At 40.2% G+C, this 17,870-nt stretch carries 13 protein-coding genes, 6 tRNA genes and 1 other RNA gene; 2 read left to right on the plus strand and 18 right to left on the minus strand.

The features are described 5' to 3' along the window. Positions 1–28 precede the first annotated feature (28 nt). The 7 genes from rpsR to PALI_RS02285 form a co-directional block, all read right to left on the minus strand. Positions 29–256 (minus strand): 30S ribosomal protein S18, encoded by a 228-nt coding sequence (gene rpsR / locus PALI_RS02255; RefSeq protein ID WP_006793721.1) that lies wholly within the window; start codon positions 254–256, stop codon positions 29–31. A gap of 12 nt (positions 257–268) precedes the next feature. Then, positions 269–586: a primosomal replication protein N gene (gene priB, locus PALI_RS02260; RefSeq protein WP_033015549.1), complete on the minus strand. Its 318-nt coding sequence runs from the start codon at positions 584–586 to the stop codon at positions 269–271. 44 nt (positions 587–630) lie between these two features. Then, complete coding sequence (gene rpsF, locus PALI_RS02265; RefSeq protein WP_077537049.1) at positions 631–972, minus strand: 30S ribosomal protein S6; 342 nt, start codon at positions 970–972, stop codon at positions 631–633. Positions 973–1,507: 535 nt separating this feature from the next. Beyond that, positions 1,508–2,674, minus strand: a complete 1,167-nt coding sequence (locus PALI_RS02270) for an FAD-dependent monooxygenase (protein ID WP_193154753.1) — start codon at positions 2,672–2,674, stop codon at positions 1,508–1,510. Further along, on the minus strand, positions 2,671–3,858 hold the full coding sequence (ubiH, locus tag PALI_RS02275; protein WP_193154755.1) for a 2-octaprenyl-6-methoxyphenyl hydroxylase: 1,188 nt from the start codon (positions 3,856–3,858) through the stop codon (positions 2,671–2,673). The genes PALI_RS02270 and ubiH overlap by 4 nt, the downstream gene beginning before the upstream one ends. 15 nt (positions 3,859–3,873) lie before the next feature. Beyond that, positions 3,874–5,196 (minus strand): Xaa-Pro aminopeptidase, encoded by a 1,323-nt coding sequence (pepP, locus tag PALI_RS02280; protein ID WP_193154757.1) that lies wholly within the window; start codon positions 5,194–5,196, stop codon positions 3,874–3,876. Between the two features lie 31 nt (positions 5,197–5,227). Continuing rightward, positions 5,228–5,791: a UPF0149 family protein gene (locus tag PALI_RS02285; protein ID WP_007378383.1), complete on the minus strand. Its 564-nt coding sequence runs from the start codon at positions 5,789–5,791 to the stop codon at positions 5,228–5,230. 193 nt (positions 5,792–5,984) lie between these two features. On the opposite strand from PALI_RS02285, the gene ssrS reads away from it, so the two are divergent. Beyond that, positions 5,985–6,167: non-coding RNA, 6S RNA (gene ssrS, locus PALI_RS02290), on the plus strand. A 149-nt stretch (positions 6,168–6,316) separates the two neighbouring features. On the opposite strand, the gene PALI_RS02295 is transcribed toward ssrS, so the two are convergent. The 9 genes from PALI_RS02295 to PALI_RS02335 all read right to left on the minus strand — a co-directional run bounded on the left by PALI_RS02295 (position 6,317) and on the right by PALI_RS02335 (position 13,179). Further along, the gene (locus PALI_RS02295; protein WP_193154759.1) at positions 6,317–9,400 is read right to left on the minus strand and encodes an efflux RND transporter permease subunit; all 3,084 of its coding nucleotides are present in this window, start codon (positions 9,398–9,400) and stop codon (positions 6,317–6,319) included. Next, complete coding sequence (locus PALI_RS02300; protein WP_138585469.1) at positions 9,397–10,710, minus strand: efflux RND transporter periplasmic adaptor subunit; 1,314 nt, start codon at positions 10,708–10,710, stop codon at positions 9,397–9,399. Before PALI_RS02300 ends, PALI_RS02295 begins: the two co-directional genes overlap by 4 nt. Further along, a complete protein-coding gene (locus tag PALI_RS02305; RefSeq protein WP_193154761.1) occupies positions 10,700–12,115 on the minus strand; it encodes a TolC family protein in 1,416 nt (471 codons plus the stop codon). Before PALI_RS02305 ends, PALI_RS02300 begins: the two co-directional genes overlap by 11 nt. Before the next feature lie 286 nt (positions 12,116–12,401). Beyond that, positions 12,402–12,477 (minus strand) — tRNA-Thr (locus PALI_RS02310). Positions 12,478–12,574: 97 nt separating this feature from the next. Next, positions 12,575–12,650, minus strand: a tRNA-Phe gene (locus tag PALI_RS02315). Positions 12,651–12,700: 50 nt separating this feature from the next. Beyond that, positions 12,701–12,776, minus strand: a tRNA-Thr gene (locus tag PALI_RS02320). Positions 12,777–12,833: 57 nt separating this feature from the next. After that, positions 12,834–12,909 (minus strand) — tRNA-Phe (locus PALI_RS02325). Between the two features lie 47 nt (positions 12,910–12,956). Further along, a tRNA-Thr gene (locus tag PALI_RS02330) sits at positions 12,957–13,032 on the minus strand. A gap of 71 nt (positions 13,033–13,103) precedes the next feature. Beyond that, a tRNA-Phe gene (locus PALI_RS02335) sits at positions 13,104–13,179 on the minus strand. Positions 13,180–13,517: 338 nt separating this feature from the next. Here PALI_RS02335 and PALI_RS02340 point away from each other — a divergent pair. After that, a complete protein-coding gene (locus PALI_RS02340) occupies positions 13,518–16,295 on the plus strand; it encodes a hybrid sensor histidine kinase/response regulator (protein WP_193154763.1) in 2,778 nt (925 codons plus the stop codon). Between the two features lie 57 nt (positions 16,296–16,352). Here the strand turns inward: PALI_RS02340 and PALI_RS02345 are convergent, their stop codons facing one another. Both PALI_RS02345 and mutY read right to left on the minus strand, forming a co-directional pair. Next, the gene (locus PALI_RS02345) at positions 16,353–16,625 is read right to left on the minus strand and encodes an oxidative damage protection protein (RefSeq protein WP_077537040.1); all 273 of its coding nucleotides are present in this window, start codon (positions 16,623–16,625) and stop codon (positions 16,353–16,355) included. A gap of 33 nt (positions 16,626–16,658) precedes the next feature. Next, entirely contained in the window at positions 16,659–17,720 is a 1,062-nt protein-coding gene (gene mutY, locus PALI_RS02350; protein WP_193154766.1) for an A/G-specific adenine glycosylase, read from the minus strand. Positions 17,721–17,870: the final 150 nt, after the last annotated feature.

Consider the following 17,870-nt stretch of genomic DNA (forward strand, 5'->3'; position numbering starts at 1 on the left):
CACCTTTTAAAAACTGTTAATCCGCTGCTTACTTATGTAAGTCAGTGTATGGAAGAAGGGCTAAGTAGCGAGCACGCTTAATAGCAGTTGCTAGCTGGCGCTGAAATTTAGCGCTAGTACCTGTAATACGGCTAGGTACGATTTTGCCACTTTCTGTAACATAGTTTCTAAGAGTAGCTAGATCTTTGTAATCGATTTGTTGTACGCCTTCCGCTTTAAAGCGGCAGAACTTACGACGTCTGAAATAACGTGCCATGAGATTAATTCCTCAAATAATTCTTTCTATATGCTGAGCATGCAAAACCAATTGGCTAAGGCCGTTACGACCTTCGTGGCGATTTAAAAAACCACTCACTTGCAATGCCTGCCCAACGTGCAAATGTTGAGTCTGTTGTTGCATTTGCTTTCCACTGGCAACTACCTGAAGCCTCACGTAACTATTACGGTTAAGGTCTGCTTCGGTTTGCATTGATTTATGTTCTACAACAAAAATACAATGCGGGATGCCAGCAGGGCTTTGGCTAAACTTGGGAGTTTTACAAACTACCCCAGATATAACCAGCTGATTCATAAAAGGGCTAACCATTTATATTTACCGCCAGTTAAACGCCATGCTAGGACTCAAAACAATTAAGCAGCTGGTGCTTCTTTCTTCTCTTCTCTTGCAAGAGGAGACGCTTCAGTTACAGCAGTTTTAGTGCGGATAACTAAGTTACGAAGCACTGCATCGTTGTAGCGGAAAGTAGTTTCTAGCTCGCTGATTACTTCAGTAGGTGCTTCAACGTTCATAAGAACATAATGAGCTTTATGAAGCTTGTTAATTGGGTAAGCCAATTGACGACGGCCCCAATCTTCAAGACGGTGAATAACACCATTTGCTTCAGTGATAGAACCAGTATAACGTTCGATCATACCAGCAACTTGCTCACTCTGATCTGGGTGAACCATGAATACGATTTCGTAATGACGCATGGATATTCCTTACGGTTAATAGAGCCTTCTACCGTTTCGGCCGGTCGGTTTAAGGCAAGGAATTAATAGTTTAAAAGCCGAAATGAGCGCGCATTTTACGCTTAGTCGGATAATTAAGCAAGTAGGTTTTTAACGCTTTAATAGATAAGTTTATAAAGGTAATTATTACGAGCTTCGCTCGTCGCGCCAGCAAGCTGGACGCCTACAGTAAAAGTTAAGCACTGAGTGTAATATTTCTTGTAGGCGCCGAGCTTACTTACGTGAAAAGCGATAACTTTCAATGCATTAACCCATACCAAAGCACGAGCTTCGCTCGTCGCGCCAGCAAGCTGTACGCATACAGTAAAAGTTAAGCACAGAGTGTAATATTTCTTGTAGACGCCGAGCTTGCTTGCGTGAAAAGCGATAGCTTTTAATGTATTAAAAATCACTTTAAAACAAAAACCCGATGTTTAAATTAAATCTCGGGTTTTATTGAAAGCGAATAACTAACAGCTTTTTTCGTGAGATTTTATTTTACTCAACTCAACCTACTTTACTTCCCTATTGCTTCTTTAGCGAACAGGTGCTTGATTGGCCCAAGATTATCAACTAACGATAGCCCTACTCCACGAATAAGCTTTTTAAACGGGTTTGCACCTTCAAACAGCTCTTTTAGCCCTTGCATCATAGCTATATGCTTTTGTGCATCGAGCTTACGGGTACGCTCGTAATCGCGAAGTGTGCGCGTACTAGCAAATTCTTTATTATTACTTGTTAAAAGCTCAATTAAATAAGCGGCATCTTTTAGGCCTAGGTTCATACCAAGCCCTGCTAATGGATGAATAGTGTGCGCAGCATCGCCAATGAGTACCACTTTGCCTGAAACCCATTGCTGGGCGTAGCGCATTTTAAGTGGGAAAGCAGCGCGCTTACTTTGCACTTCACACAGCCCGCATTGACCATCTATTGCAGCCATTACGGCTTTATTAAAGCTGTTATCGTCCATTGCAAGCAGTTCATCGCAATGATTTGGGCTGGTAGACCACACTATGGAATGCGTGTTGGCATCGCTTAACGGTAAAAATGCCAGTGGCCCGGTTGGTAAAAATACTTGGCGTGCGGTATTTGCATGTGGCTCTTTAGTTTTTACAGTCGCCACAAGTGCATGATGGTCGTAATCTTTAAAGCTCAGCGCCATATTAAATTGTTTACGAATAGCTGAGTTTGCACCATCAGCGGCCACCAGCAGTTTTGCAATAATTGGCTCCCCGCTTTTAAGCGTTATAAATACATCAGATTCGCTTTGATGTATTTGCTGATACTGTGTATCAAACATTAGTGTGGCACTACTTTGTTGCTCTAACTCTTTTATAAGCGCGTAGCGGATAATGTCGTTTTCAACAATATGACCTAAATGTTCAAGCTCAAGTTGTTCGTTATTAAATGCTATTTTGCCAAAGCTGTCGGCATCACGTACGTCCATATGCGTATAAGCGCACGCTCGCTGTGCGATAATTTCGGGCCATACGTTTAATTGTTCAAGCAAGGTTTGACTCGCAATGCTTAGCGCACTTACACGCAAACCATATTCGTCACAAGGTAGTCCTTGAGTTGGCGCACCATCTAGCACAACCACGCTAATATTAGCTTTTGTCAATCCAAGTGCCAATGTTAGCCCTACGCAGCCACCACCTACAATACAAACCTGTGCTTGTTTCATAAACGCCTACCTTGTTTAACTTGCCCCATTAACTGTTTAGCTAATGGCGCTTTTAATGCGGGAAATAAATCCATCGAAAACAACCCAATGCTGCGCCCAAATGCAAACACTCGCGATGAGTTTGAAAAAAGCCTAACCAGTGCATCGGTTAAGGTCATTACGGTTTTAATATCATCGCGACGTTTTTGTGAGTATTCACGGGTAAACGCATAGCTGCCTAAGTCGTGCTGGCTATTTGCTATTAAGTCACTAAGTACTTGTACGTCGCGAAGGCCTAAATTAAAACCCTGCCCTGCAATAGGATGAATTGCATGTGCAGCATTACCTATTACCACAGTGCGGTGAGCAATTAAGGATTCTACTTGCCCATAAACGAGCGGATAACTTGCGCGCATGCCTATTTTTGTAAATTGCCCGCCGCGATAACCAAACGCACTTTGCAAGGCACTTAAAAAACCTTGTTCACTAAGTGCCATGTGCTGTTCAATCTTTTCTTGGCACATACACCAGACTAACGAATAACGATTATTACTCATGGGCAATAACGCCATCGGGCCATTTTGCGTAAAACGCTCAAAAGCATGATTATTATGCCCATCTGCTACTTCTAGGTTGGCAATAATTGCGCCTTGCTCATAAGGCTGAGTATTAAAACCAAGCCCGAGTAAGTTACGTGTTGGTGATTGTGCGCCATCAGCAATAACTAATAACGTTGCACTTAATTGCTCGCCGCTTTGTAGGGTGAGTGTATTGCTATTCAATGTTTGCTCAATGGCAGTTACGCTATCGGGGCAGTAAAGCGCAATGTTTGACTGCGTTAAACGCAGGTGAAGCGCTCGGCCAAATGGGTTAACTTCTACCACGTAACCAAGTGAAGCCTTAGCAAACTCACCGCAATTAATGTGCGCTTTGCCAAAGTGCCCCCGATCAGACACGCTCACTTTTTTTATTGCTGCAGTGTAAGGCGCGTTTTGCTCAAATAAATTGAGGCTTTGTAGGTACTCTACCGATTGCTGAGCAAGTGCAATGCTTCTGTCGTCAAAGCTTGGATGATATTCGCCAGTTACTTGATTAGCTTCCACAACAGCAATACTTAAAGCGGGGTTAGTTTTAGCCACACTTAACGCGCAGCTCGCGCCTGCTAAACCACCGCCAATAACAACTACATCAAACTGCTTAGCCACAATATTCTCCGAGCTTTATACGTTTTTAGCACTTTGCATGAGTGCTTCTATATCGCTAATTGTTTTAGGCACGCTTAGGGTCAGATTTTCATGGCCGTTTTCGGTAACTAGTAAGTTATCTTCAATGCGGATACCAATGCCTTTGTATTTTTGCGGGGCGTTTGAATCTTCACTTATATAAAGCCCAGGCTCTATAGTAAGTACCATACCCGGCTCAAATGCACGCTCAACATTATCTTGCTTATAATCGCCAACATCATGGACATCAAGCCCCAGCCAATGCCCTAGCCCGTGCATGTAATATTCTTTACACGCTCCTTTTGCCATTAGCTCGTCAAAGTCGCCAGTTAAAATACCTAAATCGAGCAAACCTTGCGTCATTACTTCCATTGCTAGTTTATTAGCATGTGACAAATAACCGCCCGGTTTTACTTCACCAAAAGCAACGTCTTGTGCTTTAAGTACAACATTATAAAGCGCCGCTTGCTCTTCACTAAATTTACCATTTATTGGAAACGTACGGGTTATATCTGCTGCATAACCTTGTAACTCACAACCTGAGTCGATAAGTACTAGGTCGCCATTTTTTAGCACATCGCTATTTTGTGTGTAATGCAAAATATTAGCATTGTCACCACTACCAACAATCGTACCGTAAGCTGGGTGCGGTGCGCCGTTCATTGCATAATGATGATGAAGCTCTGCTTCTAGCTGAAATTCAGTCGCCCCCACATGCGAATAACGCATGGCACGCATATGTCCTCGCGCACTAATTTCGCAGCCTTCGCGCATAATTTCTATTTCGCTTGGCGATTTAAACAAACGCATTTCGTGAATAAGGCTACGTACATCTTTAATTGTATCTGGTGCTTTGTAGCCTTTTTTAGGTGCACTGCGCAGCCTGTTTAACAACGAAAATACTTTACCGTCAAAAGTCGGATACGTGCCTTGTGCGTAAAATAAAATCTGTTGGCCGTTCACCAAATTCAATAATTGTTCACTTAGCTCACTTAATGCGTAAGTTTCGTCGAATAAATATTCACTTTTGGCTTTATCGAAGCCGATACGACGCCCATGCCAGATTTCAGCAAGCTTATCTTTATTAAGGCAAAATAGCGTACTGGGTGTATCGCTGTTGTTACACAGTACAAGTACAGCATCGGGTTCATTAAAGCCGGTTAAGTAAAAAAAGTCGCTGTCTTGCCTAAATGCATATTCGGTATCACGGCTGCGCGTCACTTCACTGGCAGCGGGAATAATCGCAACACTGTTTTTATCCATTTGCGCAAGTAGATGCTCGCGGCGTGCTTTAAATTCTGACTTTTGTACTTCAACCATTATTAATCAACCCGTTTTACTTTTTTAAACGTTAATGAAGTGTTTTTTTAGTGCTTTGCGTGTTTTGTTCTTTACCAAGCTCTGCAAAGCAAAGTAGCGCTGATACACGTACATATTCAATCACTTCGTGCAGTGCTTGGCTGTCTTCTTCGGTTTCTTCGAAAGTGGTATCTAGACGGGTAATTTCGCTAAAGTCAGTAATCACTTCTTTAACATCGCTCGATAGCTTACCGTAGTCTTTTTGCTTTAAACCAAAACCAAGCATAAAACCAGCTACCCATGATACGAGGCCATTAGCCTGATCGATGAGTGTTTCGTCGTCACTTGGTAAAAATAAATCAAACTGAAATTCGTCATCATTAAAGCTCGCGACTACTTGCTTATAAATAGTGCCAAAAAACTGCTTTAAATCGTTACTAAACGATTCACCATCGTTAAATACATCGCTCAAAAGGCCTAAGTATTCTTTGTCGTCAATGGTTAAACCGCACGCTAGTAAACCACTAATAACGCCGTGGGCTTCAGCGGGTGATACAAATATTTCATTTTTTTCTAAAAGCAGCTGGGCTTTTTCGTAATCTGGTAAATCGTTCATAATCGCGTCTTCGCTTTGCAAGTTAAAGCAATGCTACCACTCGATAAAAAGCAACTCCAATAAATTGTATGATCAAGCTCAAAAAGCATGCGATAAAGTAAATGATGAGTTAAAGATGCGGAAAAACTAAACGAACAGTTTAATTTTTTACGTTTAGGGTTTAAGGATTGGGTTATGTCTTATATACTTAAATTGTTCCCTGGGATACTGGAGCTTGGTTAAGTCCCTGAGCCGATAAATTTTATACCAGGGTTTCTGTTCGTATACTATTGTGCAAGCTCGGCATGTACCGAGAAGCCTACGGTAAACCGCAGATTCCCGCCCTGAAACCTTCTGGTTTCAGGACTGAAACCAAGTACCGTATCTTGGGGAACACCATTATCGAAGTCCGTTTAACGCGTAAGTCCACACTTTATTCTAATACCCACGTTTATATCTTACTCTTTAAATAAAGCACTTAGTTTTGCACAGCTAAAAAAAAGCTGCAGGCAATTAGCTTCCCACAGCTTTAATAGTCATTTTGTATTATTTAAACCAACCTTGAAAACGTTCCATCAGCATGTAGTTTACGGGGACTAACAATAAAGTAATAAAGGTTGCAAAAATAATCCCGAAACCTAAGCTCACCGCCATAGGGATTAAAAACTGCGCTTGTGTCGCCTTTTCAAACAATAACGGCATTAGGCCGATAAAAGTTGTTAAGCTCGTTAGCATTACAGGACGAAAACGAGATGCTCCGGCTAATTTTACAGCCTCCAATAACTCACCGCCTTCACTGCGTTTTTTATTGATAAAGTCAACGAGTACTAGGGAGTCATTCACGACGACGCCAATTAACGCAAGCATACCCAATAAGCTCATAATGGTTAAATCCATGCCCATGATCCAATGCCCAACCACAGCGCCAATCATACCAAATGGAATTACACTCATAACAATAATTGGCTGTAAGTACGATTTAAACGGAATAGCTAATAGCGCATAAATAATAAAAAATACAAATACTAATGCCCAAGCCAGTGAGCCAAATGATTCTCTTTGCTCTTTAGCTTCTCCTTCTAGCTTGTAGTCTACCCCTGGATATTGCTGCATCAGCTCATCAAGATATTGTGCTAAATCAGCCTGAAGTATAGTCATATTCGTGTTACTTTTTTCAATATCCGCAGTCACATTTAAAGTACGGTAACGATCGATTCGATTAATAGTCGACGGGCTTTGCCCTGCAGTCAGTGTTGCCACATGAGATAGTGGTACAGAGCCCCCATTAGGTGTATTTATTAGTATGTTTTGTAAATCAGCTACCGAGCGGCGTTCATCTATAGGTAGGCGCACCATTACACGTACATCATCACGTCCGCGTTGAATACGTTGTACTTGCGAGCCAAAAAACGAGTTACGTACTTGCCCAGCTACATTGACTCTATTTAAGCCCAGTGCCAGACCTTGCTGAGTAAGCTCAATTTGCAGCTCTTCTTTACCATCAGACATGCTATCGGCAATATCAAATACCGTAGGGTATGTTGCTAAACGGGTTTTAATATGATCAGCCACATCTTGTAAAATGGTCAATGAGGTACCACTAAGCTGTACATCGATTGGATCTGAGCTGCGACCAATTTCGGCTCTAAACGTTAAGCTTTCAGCACCTGGTATTACACCTATTAAATCGCGCCATTCGCTTGCAAGTTCCCGCGAGCCAATGTCTGAATCACGCTTTTCAGCAGGGGTTATTTCAAAACGTACAGAACCAGAATTTGATACACCACCACGCCCCCCCGTTGTTGCAAGTATATTTAAAATAACACTTTCACCTGTATTTGGATCCCGGTATTTTTGTTGTAATTGCTGCGCTTTTTGCGACATATCTATTACATATTTATTAGTTACTTCAAACGGTGTACCTGTGGGTAGTGTTAAATTAACGCGCACGGTTTCACTTGGTATACGCGGAAAAAATACAAACTTAGTCCATCCACTGGTGATCATGGTTAAAATGATAAAAAACACACCGATAAACAAACTTACTGTTGCCAGCTTATGACGCAGGGCTGTGTTTAATATAGGTTGGTAGTATTTTAAAATCGCGTTTTCAAATCCATCTGCAAAACGCTGTTGAATAACATCAAACTTTGACGGCTCACCTTTTTGATGGCGCAGTTTTATGTATTTTAAATGCGCTGGTAATACAAACTTAGATTCAATTAGCGAGAATAAGAGTACCGGAATGACCACAACAGGTATTTGTGCAAACAAAGCACCACGGGCTCCTTCAATAAAGGCCAAAGGTAAAAATGCAGCGACTGTAGTTAATACACCAAAGGTTACTGGCGTTGCGACTTCTTGAGTGCCTAAAATTGCCGCTTGCTCGCCCGACTCAGCCGTTTTTAAATAGGTATAAACGTTTTCACCAGTAACTATAGCGTCATCGACCACAATTCCGAGCACTAGAATAAAGCCAAATAAGCTCATAATGTTAAGGGTAACGCCAAAAATAGGCATGGCTATAAACGCGCCCATAAAGGAAACTGGAATACCAATAAAAACCCAAAATGCAATCGCAGGGCGTAAAAATAGAGTCAGTAACGCAAGTACTAAAATACCGCCTTGTAAGGCATTGGTAGTCAGAGTAGAAATACGGCTTTTAACGAGCTCTGAATCATCATCCCAATAACTTAGCTCAAACCCTTGAGGGAGTGAACTTTGCTGCTCTTTTATGTAATTTTTAACATCGTCAGCAACCGTTATCGCGCTTTGTGGGCCAATTCTATACACGTCTATAAACGCAGCTTGCTTACCGTTAAAACGCGTTCGTACTGGTGTTTCTTCAAAATCATCATTAATTATTGCTATATCGCCTAAGCGAATAATGGTGCCATCGGCTTGGTTTTTAACAACAATATTAGCAAATTCATCTTTACGGTAGGCTTGCCCTTTAGAGCTTATAAGTACGTCGCCACCCTCTGTTTTTAAGTTACCGGCAGAAATATCAGCGCTTGAGTTAGCAACTGCACTAGATATTTGTGCAAGGCTTAAATCGTATTGACGAAGAATGTCTTGGCTTACTTCAATAGCCAACTCGTAGTCTCGTACACCGCTTAATTCAACCTGTGTTACATTAGGTAAACGCAGTATTTGATCCCGTACCTGCTCAGCATATTCACGGGTTTCTTTTTCACCATAGTCACTTGATACCGTCACTGCAATTACTTCACGTTTTCGCTCAGCAAGCGCAACTATTGGCTTTTCAGCATCTCCTGGAAAAGTATTAATTGCATCTACACGGCTTTTTATATCGGCTAAAAGCTCACGAGGATCATAACCACTCTCAACCTCTAATGTTACCGAGCCAGAGCCTTCCGAGGAGCGGCTAAATATTTGCTTAATGCCTTCTAAATCTTGTACTGCTTCTTCTATTCGAATAGTTACACCTTGCTCTACATCCTCAGGTGTTGCTCCACGTAAACTAACGCGTACGCTTATCATATCGGTTTCGAATGAAGGGAAGACCTCAAGCGGAATTTTGCTCGATAAACTAAAAAGTCCTGATAGCAACAGTGTCACTAGCAATAAGTTGGCAGCAACATGGTTTTTGGTAAACCAAGCGATCATGGCTTATCTCCTTGTTTTGCTGCACGACGTTGTTTTAGATCTTCGACACTAATACCTAACTCTTTTGCTTTTTGTTCAAGCTGCTGCGGTGATAGGCGCTTTCCTTTACCTTGTCGATTAGCTTCGTTTTTAGGTTGCTCTGCGCTTTGCTGACCTAAAATATTCACTCGAGTTCCTGAACTCACCTGTCCAAGTGGTGTAATAACAAGCTTATCACTCGCTTGTAAGCCAGTTTTTATCATCGCTTGTGTGGCATTTTGCCAAGCAAGTGTAATGTCTTTGCGCTTAAGCACGCCCTCTTCAACAATGTAAACGTATGTGCCTTGGTAAATTGTGCTGTTAGGAATAATAAGTGCGTTAGGCACTGTTTTACCTGTAATTTGTGCCTTTATATATTGCCCTATTTTTATTGGATACTGGTTACTAGCTGTTGCTTTATATGGGTCATTAATTTTAGCAACGACGTAAAGCTGCTGCGCATTTTCATCAATTGCACCTTCGGTACGCGCTAACTGCCCCTGCCAAGTTTGCTCGCCAACTAAGTCTGATGTGAATTGCACAATTGAGCCAGCTTGGTTTTTAGCACCATCGCGATATTGCTCTGGTAAATTTACAAACGAGAGATCTTTATTTTTAATCGGTAAACGAATTTCTACACTATCTATCGCGTAAATAGTGGCAAGTTGCGTGTTGTTACTAACGACCTGTCCTAAATCAACATTGCGACTTAATATACGTCCAGCGTATGGTGCTGTTACTTTAGTTCGTTCTAAATCAAGCATTGCTTTTTCAAGTGTTGCTTGCGCTGACAACACTTCAGCTTCTGCTGCGGCTAGTTGAGGCTCACGTAACACCAAGCTGCTTGCCTGTTTTTCCCCACCTAGACGCTTCCAATCGGTAATCGCTTGTTGACCGCGTGCTTTTTCTTCTAACAAACCCTGCTCTGCGGTTAATAAATTAGCTTGTGCCGATTTAACTTCAGCTTGATGATCTCTATCGTCTAACTTTAAAAGTACGTCTCCTTTTTCAAAAAATCCGCCTTCTCTAAAGTCATCACTTACATCGATTATTTGCCCTGATGCCTGAGCAACCAATAAACTTTGTGTTCGTGGCTTTACCGTACCGTAACTGTCTATCATAATTTGATAACTTTGCGGTTTAAGCTCAAGTGCCGCGACACTTATTGATGCCTTAGGAGGTGAACCAAAACGCCTTGCCTCTGGCGGATTACCCTTAATAAAAAATACAATAGAAACGGCAGCAATAATAACTGCGGCAGGAATAATAATTTTTGCTGTTTTAGTTTTCATCGTTATTGCTCTTTAGTTCACTTGAGGGCTTTGCAAAATCACCACCAAGGGCAATGTGTAAGTTAATTCTATTAGTTATTAATTGGTTTTTAATGTCGATTAAAGAGCTTTGCGCATCAAAAGAGCGTCCCTGTGCATCCAGCACTGTGGTGTAAGTTACTAAGCCACTTTGATACTGCTCAAATGATAATTGCTCTGCCGCAAGTGCATTTTCTTGTGCTTTTAGTGTGCTTGTATACTGTGCACTAAGAGATTGCTGCTGTGAAATTGCGTTCTCTACATCGCCAAACGCATCGTAAAGTGTTTGCAAATAAAGTTGCTCTTGCTTTTGAGTATTAAAACGCGCTATTTCTTCGTTGGCTTTTAAGCGTCCACCTTCAAAAATTGGTGCTGAAATACTACCAAGTAGCGACCATGCAAGGCTAGATGGAGAAAACAAGTCACTTACCCTATTGGTACTATCACTTAAGCTAGCTGTTAAGTTTAAGCTAGGAAAGCGCTGCTTGTGTGCATACGCCAAGGAGGCGTCAGTTGCTAAAAGTTCATACCAACTTGCTCTCAGTGTAGGTTTTCGCGTTATAAGTTCAGAGGGTAAGCCCAGTGAAATATCGGTATTAATAACCGGCAAGTCACTGCTAGTTGTAATCACCCCTTTTGGATATTCACCTAATAAGCGTTCAAGTACCCTTGCTGAAGCCGATAAACTAGCCGTCTGAGTCGCGATTCGAGAGCGTTCGTTATTAAGCTCATTGCGAGCTAAATACACATCAAGTGCTTCATTTATACCTTGGCGATAACCGGATTCAATAATATCGAGATTTTGTTGTGCATTGGCTTCTCGGCGCTTAAATAAATCAAGTAATTGCTGAGCTGTAACTACATCAAACCAACTTGTTACTACATCCGCAACTAGTTGTTGTTTAGCTTGCTCGAAACGCGCTTGTTGGGCTAAATAAGTTAGGTTAGCTTGGCGTTTTGAATCAGAAAGCTTCCCCCATAAATCCACCTCGTAGGTTAAATTTAAACCTACTGAGCTTGCATTATTGTAACTTACAGGACGATTATTTTTACTGCGATTCGTACGAGTTGATAAATCAAGGCTGGGCCAAAGTGCAGCACCCGATACGATAAGTTGCTGCTTTTTAATTTCTACATCGTAACTCGTTTGCAAAAGCTGCTGATTATTTTGAAGTGCTTTTTGTACAAATTTATCAAGCGTAGGGTTTTGTAATTGTGTAAGCCATTGCTCTTGTACTTTTAATACCGAGCTTGATGCTTTTTGTTGCCATTGCTGTGGCACATTAGTTGGCGCTTGCACGCGCTGCGCTGAGTTTAAATTACTCGCACAGCCACAGAGCAGCATCACACTCATTGCCAATAGGGTTGGCTTGCATTGCCAAATCATAATTAAACCTGAATTACTGCTATTTATGAACGTAATTCAAGCACTTTGGCAAATTTTGCTCAACCTACTTTACATAACATTACATAGCTAGCGATGAATGAACACGTAGGTAAGTTGTACGGTAAAAATGAGTAAATGATCAGCAGTTTTTAACTAGAAATAAAACATCAATCGATGAAGGGTTTAAAAGAGAGCTAGATATATGTCCCGTCCTGAAAACGCGAGGACTTCTAACGTTGAAATCAAAAACAAAAAAGCCCCGCATTACGCGAGGCTTTTAAATAAATGGTGCCGACTAACCGAGTCGAACGGTTGACCTACTGATTACAAGTCAGTTGCTCTACCAGCTGAGCTAAGTCGGCACACAAAACTGTGTGCTAAGGCACTTTCAATTTTAAAGATTGATAACTTATGAAGCACTAAAATAAAAAATCCTGCATAAGCAGTTTTTTTAATAAATGGTGCCTCGACCCGGAATCGAACCAGGGACACGAGGATTTTCAATCCTCTGCTCTACCAACTGAGCTATCGAGGCACATAAACTGTGCTAATTAATTGTGATGTCTTACAACTAACTTTTAAAAATGGTGCCGACTAACCGAGTCGAACGGTTGACCTACTGATTACAAGTCAGTTGCTCTACCAGCTGAGCTAAGTCGGCACACAAAACTGTGTGCTAAGGCACTTTATCAATTTTAAAGATTGATAACTTTAATAATGGTGCCTCGACCCGGAATCGAACCAGGGACACGAGGATTTTCAATCCTCTGCTCTACCAACTGAGCTATCGAGGCACATAAACTGTGCTAATTAATTGTAATTTTACAATTAATTTTATAAATGGTGCCGACTAACCGAGTCGAACGGTTGACCTACTGATTACAAGTCAGTTGCTCTACCAGCTGAGCTAAGTCGGCACAAAAAACTGTGTGCTAAGGCACGCGTAATAATGTTTAAACTGTTGATTAAACACCACTACTTAAATAAATGGTGCCTCGACCCGGAATCGAACCAGGGACACGAGGATTTTCAATCCTCTGCTCTACCAACTGAGCTATCGAGGCACTTAAACAGTGCTAATTAAAAATCTTAAAGGACTTTTAATTCAATTCCCACTTAGCTCTACTGACAGGGCTATCTGGGCGTGCGGCGTATTAAACGAGTTTTGCCCTTACAAGTCAACTTTTTTTTCTACTTTAATAACTGTTTGAACGGTTTTCAGCCAACTCAGTCTGTTTTTTATCAATAACGCTTATTTTTACTACTGCTAAGCATTAAAACAAACTATAAATACATTTAAACCAGACTAAACACGTAGTGAATTATTTTTTGTAACTGTTACGATTACCAAGATAAACACGATAAGGGCTTATCGTATTAAACATACCAATGGGAACAAGTAATGCAGAACAAATTTTCCTCTCCGGTCAAAGGCTTATTGCCTCTTTTTTTAATCATCAATATTGTGGTCACAACACTCGCTATTGTTGCTTATTCTTTTTATCCGTCTAATAAAAACCATACTGAAGAAGTCGTATCTTCTATTGATATTAATAAACTTGCAACAAGGCTAGATTTACCTATGGTAGATGCACTAACCATGTCTGGCCAGGGAAAAGTAAAGCAACTATTAGATTTAACGTCGTTACTTGATAATAACTTTCAATATACTCTGTATCGCTTTAGTGCTTCGTCGCAAACGGAACTGGTTTACAGTAGCGAAAAACCAGCACCGCTTCCTATTCAGCTCAATAAACATTTAATTGAAGACAATATTTTACACCATGTATTAATGCTTAACGGGCAACCAATTGGTGAATTGATCATTAAGCAAGACGTATCGGGCTCTGCATTAAGCACATTAGATTCTCAAATAATTACTTATGTTATAGCTTTTGCCAGTGTTATAGCGCTTTTTCTATTAGCACTGCTCTTTAATCGACATGTTAACAACCGTGTAAGTAAAAGTATTACTTTGCTGAGCAATGAATTACACACTATAACCGACACTGGTAATTACAATCGTAGTGTAAATGAGCAATTAGATATTGGGCTTGGTGAGATCGCAAAAAATATTAATTTGCTTTTGCAAAAAACGCAAACTGCTATTACTAGTAACGATGATGCACAGGTAGAACTAAAAAAACTTCAAAATGGTTTAGATACAGAAGTTCATAACCGTACAATTGCACTAGAACAAGCTTCATTAAAAGCTGAACGTGCCAGTGAGACTAAAACAACCTTCTTAGCAACCATGAGTCACGAAATAAGAACGCCTATGAATGGTGTTATTGGAACAATTGACTTATTAAGACAAACAGAACTTGATGGTGCGCAACATCGTTTGAGCACCATTATTCGCGAATCCGCTTTTTCATTATTGAGTATTTTAGACGATATTTTAGACTTTTCAAAAATTGAAGCGGGCCGATTAAACATCGATCCCATTCCCTTTTCAGTAACCGATACTATTGAAGAAGTCTCTCGTGTACTGTCTTCAGTCGCTAAAAAGCGTGAGCTTGATTTAGAGTTATCTATAGCACCTGATATTCCAATTAATTTGATGGGCGATACAGTTAGAGTGCGCCAAGTACTTTATAATTTATGTAGCAACGCGATTAAATTTACCAGTACTGACGACAAAACACAGGGCCATGTAAAAATATCTGTTGAAGTTGCCCATAATACTGCCGATCACTTTACTCTACGTTTTTGTGTAACCGATAACGGTAAAGGCATGACCCAGTCTCAGTTACGGGAAATATTTAATCCTTTCATCCAAGCTGAAAACTCAATTACCAGAGAGTATGGTGGCACAGGCCTAGGCCTTTCAATTTGCAAAAGCTTAACTGAGTTAATGCTTGGCACAATACATGTAACTAGCCATATTGGTATTGGAAGCGAATTTACGGTTGAATTGCCATTTAGTATTAAAGGTAAAATTCAATATGCTCATAAAAATGCTTTAGATGGAAAACACATTGTTGTAGTAAGTAACCATTTAGAACGTGAAAAGATTATGTATCGCTATTTGTCATTTATGGGCGCTAAAATAACCTATGCACATAACGAGCAAGACATTGAAACCCAGCTCGATGTTAGAGATGTAATTTGGGTCGTTGATGGTATTGATAATATGGATAGTATTAATGCTTTATTAAGACGCCTACTTTACTCTCTAGAGGACAATAACCAGCAAGTCGTCGTGCTAAGTAAACTAGACGAAGCAGCGATTAACCACAACAATATTTTTTACATCAATGCATCACCATTATGTAAGTCAAACTTTATGCTCTCTGTGCTTGTGGCAGCGGGTCTACATAAACCGAAAAAAATCAAAAAAACTAAAACACTTAAGAGCCAGCTAAACGTTGAACAAGCACGTCAAGCGAATAAGTTAATACTGCTTGTTGAAGATAACTTACTTAACCAGCAAGTTTTAACTGATCAATTGCACATATTGGGATACGGCGTTGAGGTTGCTAATGATGGTGAAGAAGGCCTTAATATGTGGCGTAAAAGTAACTACTCACTTATTTTAACAGATTTACATATGCCTAAAATGTCTGGTTACGATATGGTCGAAAAAATTAGAGGCGAGGCTGAATTATTAGAAGCAATAGACGCACAACCTTATATTATTGCCGTTACAGCGAATGCTTTAAAAGGCGAAAAAGAACGCTGTTTAGCCGTTGGCATCAACGATTTCATCACTAAACCAATAGAACTAAATGCGCTGGAAGACACACTAAGCCGTTGGAGCGACAAGCAAAACCAAAGTAAAAATGAGATTATTCATCAAAATATAGCATTGCCAATAGACATGGAAGCCGTCGAAAAATACATAAATGGTGATAAAGCTAAGCAAATACGCTTTTTCAAAATGTATTTAGATCAAAGTCAAAGTTTGATCAAGTCAATCAACTCAGGCGTTATGATGAATGATTTAAATGAAATAATTGGAAGTTGCCATCAGCTAAAATCAATCTCAAAAACCATTGGGGCAGAAATGGTCGCGGATCTAACAACTACGTTTGAAGATAAATGTAAAGCGGATGAGCTAACCGTTGATGAGCTCATTGGTTTAAGGGATCAGCTAGAGATTGAATACTCCAAAGCAGCTCAGTTTTTAAAAGAACAAATTAAAACTGCCGAGCAAGAAGATGAATTAATCGATTAATTTTTATAAGCTATAAAAAAGGGCTAAATAGCCCTTTTTTAAAAAAATTTAAATACATTATTTTTCTGGCGGTCGATAGCCTTCAATTTCTACATCTTTGCCTTCAAATAAAAAGCCAACCATTTGCTCTTCTAAAAAAGTGCGATGCTCTGGATCCATCATATTAAGATGCTTTTCATTGATCAACATTGTTTGTTTATGCTGCCATTGTGCAAAAGCTTCTTTAGAAATGTTATTAAAAATCTTTTCGCCAATTTCACCTGGATATAACTGAAACCCAAGGCCTTCAGCTTCTTTTTGTAACTTTTGACAAAATACTGTACGTGCCATAATTAATTCTCTTTAGCGCTAAATGCTAACAGTTTAACCTATTGGTGCGATTTGTTTAACCAACTTTTTAGTTGGGGCAGCCAAACCTACCTCAACAGATTGATCTAATGGATACCAGACTAATTGCCTGTCGTTTACGACATCTAAAATACTATCAATATTGAGCACATGTGGGTTTATCGTCAATTCAAAATGTGAGAACACATGCACAAATGGATCAAGCGACTCTAACTCCACTTTAAATCCCTGTTGAACTAAAAATGCCTCCAAATCTTGACGCTCGTTAAATTCAAAAAAGCCAAAAAGACCACCCCAAATACCCGAACTAGGCCTTTTCTCCATTAAAACTTTATCATCACATTTTATAATTAACTGGTGACAGCTTTTTTTAGGGCTTACTTTTTTAGGTTTTGAATGAGGAAACTCTTTTACTTTGCCAGCATTAAAAGCGCCGCAGTGGCTATTCAATGGACACGCTTGGCAATCAAAACGACTTCGAGAGCATAAGCTTGACCCTAAATCCATCATCGCTTGATTAAACTCTGTCACATTGTTTTTAGGTGTTAATTGCTCTGATAAATGCCAAAGCTGATTCTCTACTTTTTTTACACCATACCAGCCTTCAATCATAAAATAACGCGCCAATACTCGTTTAACATTGCCATCTAAAATTGGATGATGCTGGCCAAGCGACAACGACAGTACAGCTCCCGCTGTGGAGCGCCCTATCCCTGGTAATGCAATAACCTCTTCAAGTGTTTGAGGAAACTCTCCGTTGTACTTATCGCGTACTATTTTAGCTGTTTTATGAAGGTTACGAGCGCGGGCGTAATAACCTAAGCCCGTCCAATGATGCAATACGTGATCTTCATCAGCATTTGCCAAAGCAATAATATTTGGAAAGCTCTCCATAAATCTTTCAAAGTAAGGAATAACAGTAACAACTTGGGTCTGCTGAAGCATTACCTCAGACACCCATACTTTATAGGGTGTCTTGCCTAACTGCCACGGAAGCGTTTTACGACCATGAAGGTGATACCAATCAACCACTTGGTTTGAAAACCAATGAGACTGTTCTTTATTTAGATCTAACATATTATAACTTTCACTCGTGCTCAATGGCGGCTCAGTCTATTGCAGTTATTAAAAAGATCAAGCTATAGGGGGTGTAAAATAAGCTAATACTTGTGATTGGCGGCTTGGTCAGGGATAATACGCAACCATTTTTATACACATTGTTTTTGT

Origin of the sequence: Pseudoalteromonas aliena SW19 (genome assembly GCF_014905615.1) — a bacterium.
Taxonomy (GTDB): Bacteria; Pseudomonadota; Gammaproteobacteria; order Enterobacterales; family Alteromonadaceae; genus Pseudoalteromonas; species Pseudoalteromonas aliena.

Excerpts from the sequence above, each read along its gene's own strand:
- rpsF (WP_077537049.1), bottom strand. The coding sequence starts at position 972 with ATGCGTCATTACGAAATCGTATTCATGGTTCACCCAGATCAGAGTGAG.
- priB (WP_033015549.1), bottom strand. The coding sequence starts at position 586 with ATGGTTAGCCCTTTTATGAATCAGCTGGTTATATCTGGGGTAGTTTGT.
- PALI_RS02345 (WP_077537040.1), bottom strand. The coding sequence starts at position 16,625 with ATGGCACGTACAGTATTTTGTCAAAAGTTACAAAAAGAAGCTGAAGGC.
- pepP (WP_193154757.1), bottom strand. The coding sequence starts at position 5,196 with ATGGTTGAAGTACAAAAGTCAGAATTTAAAGCACGCCGCGAGCATCTA.
- PALI_RS02285 (WP_007378383.1), bottom strand. The coding sequence starts at position 5,791 with ATGAACGATTTACCAGATTACGAAAAAGCCCAGCTGCTTTTAGAAAAA.
- PALI_RS02340 (WP_193154763.1), top strand. The coding sequence starts at position 13,518 with ATGCAGAACAAATTTTCCTCTCCGGTCAAAGGCTTATTGCCTCTTTTT.
- PALI_RS02295 (WP_193154759.1), bottom strand. The coding sequence starts at position 9,400 with ATGATCGCTTGGTTTACCAAAAACCATGTTGCTGCCAACTTATTGCTA.
- PALI_RS02305 (WP_193154761.1), bottom strand. The coding sequence starts at position 12,115 with ATGATTTGGCAATGCAAGCCAACCCTATTGGCAATGAGTGTGATGCTG.
- PALI_RS02300 (WP_138585469.1), bottom strand. The coding sequence starts at position 10,710 with ATGAAAACTAAAACAGCAAAAATTATTATTCCTGCCGCAGTTATTATT.
- rpsR (WP_006793721.1), bottom strand. The coding sequence starts at position 256 with ATGGCACGTTATTTCAGACGTCGTAAGTTCTGCCGCTTTAAAGCGGAA.
- mutY (WP_193154766.1), bottom strand. The coding sequence starts at position 17,720 with ATGTTAGATCTAAATAAAGAACAGTCTCATTGGTTTTCAAACCAAGTG.
- PALI_RS02270 (WP_193154753.1), bottom strand. The coding sequence starts at position 2,674 with ATGAAACAAGCACAGGTTTGTATTGTAGGTGGTGGCTGCGTAGGGCTA.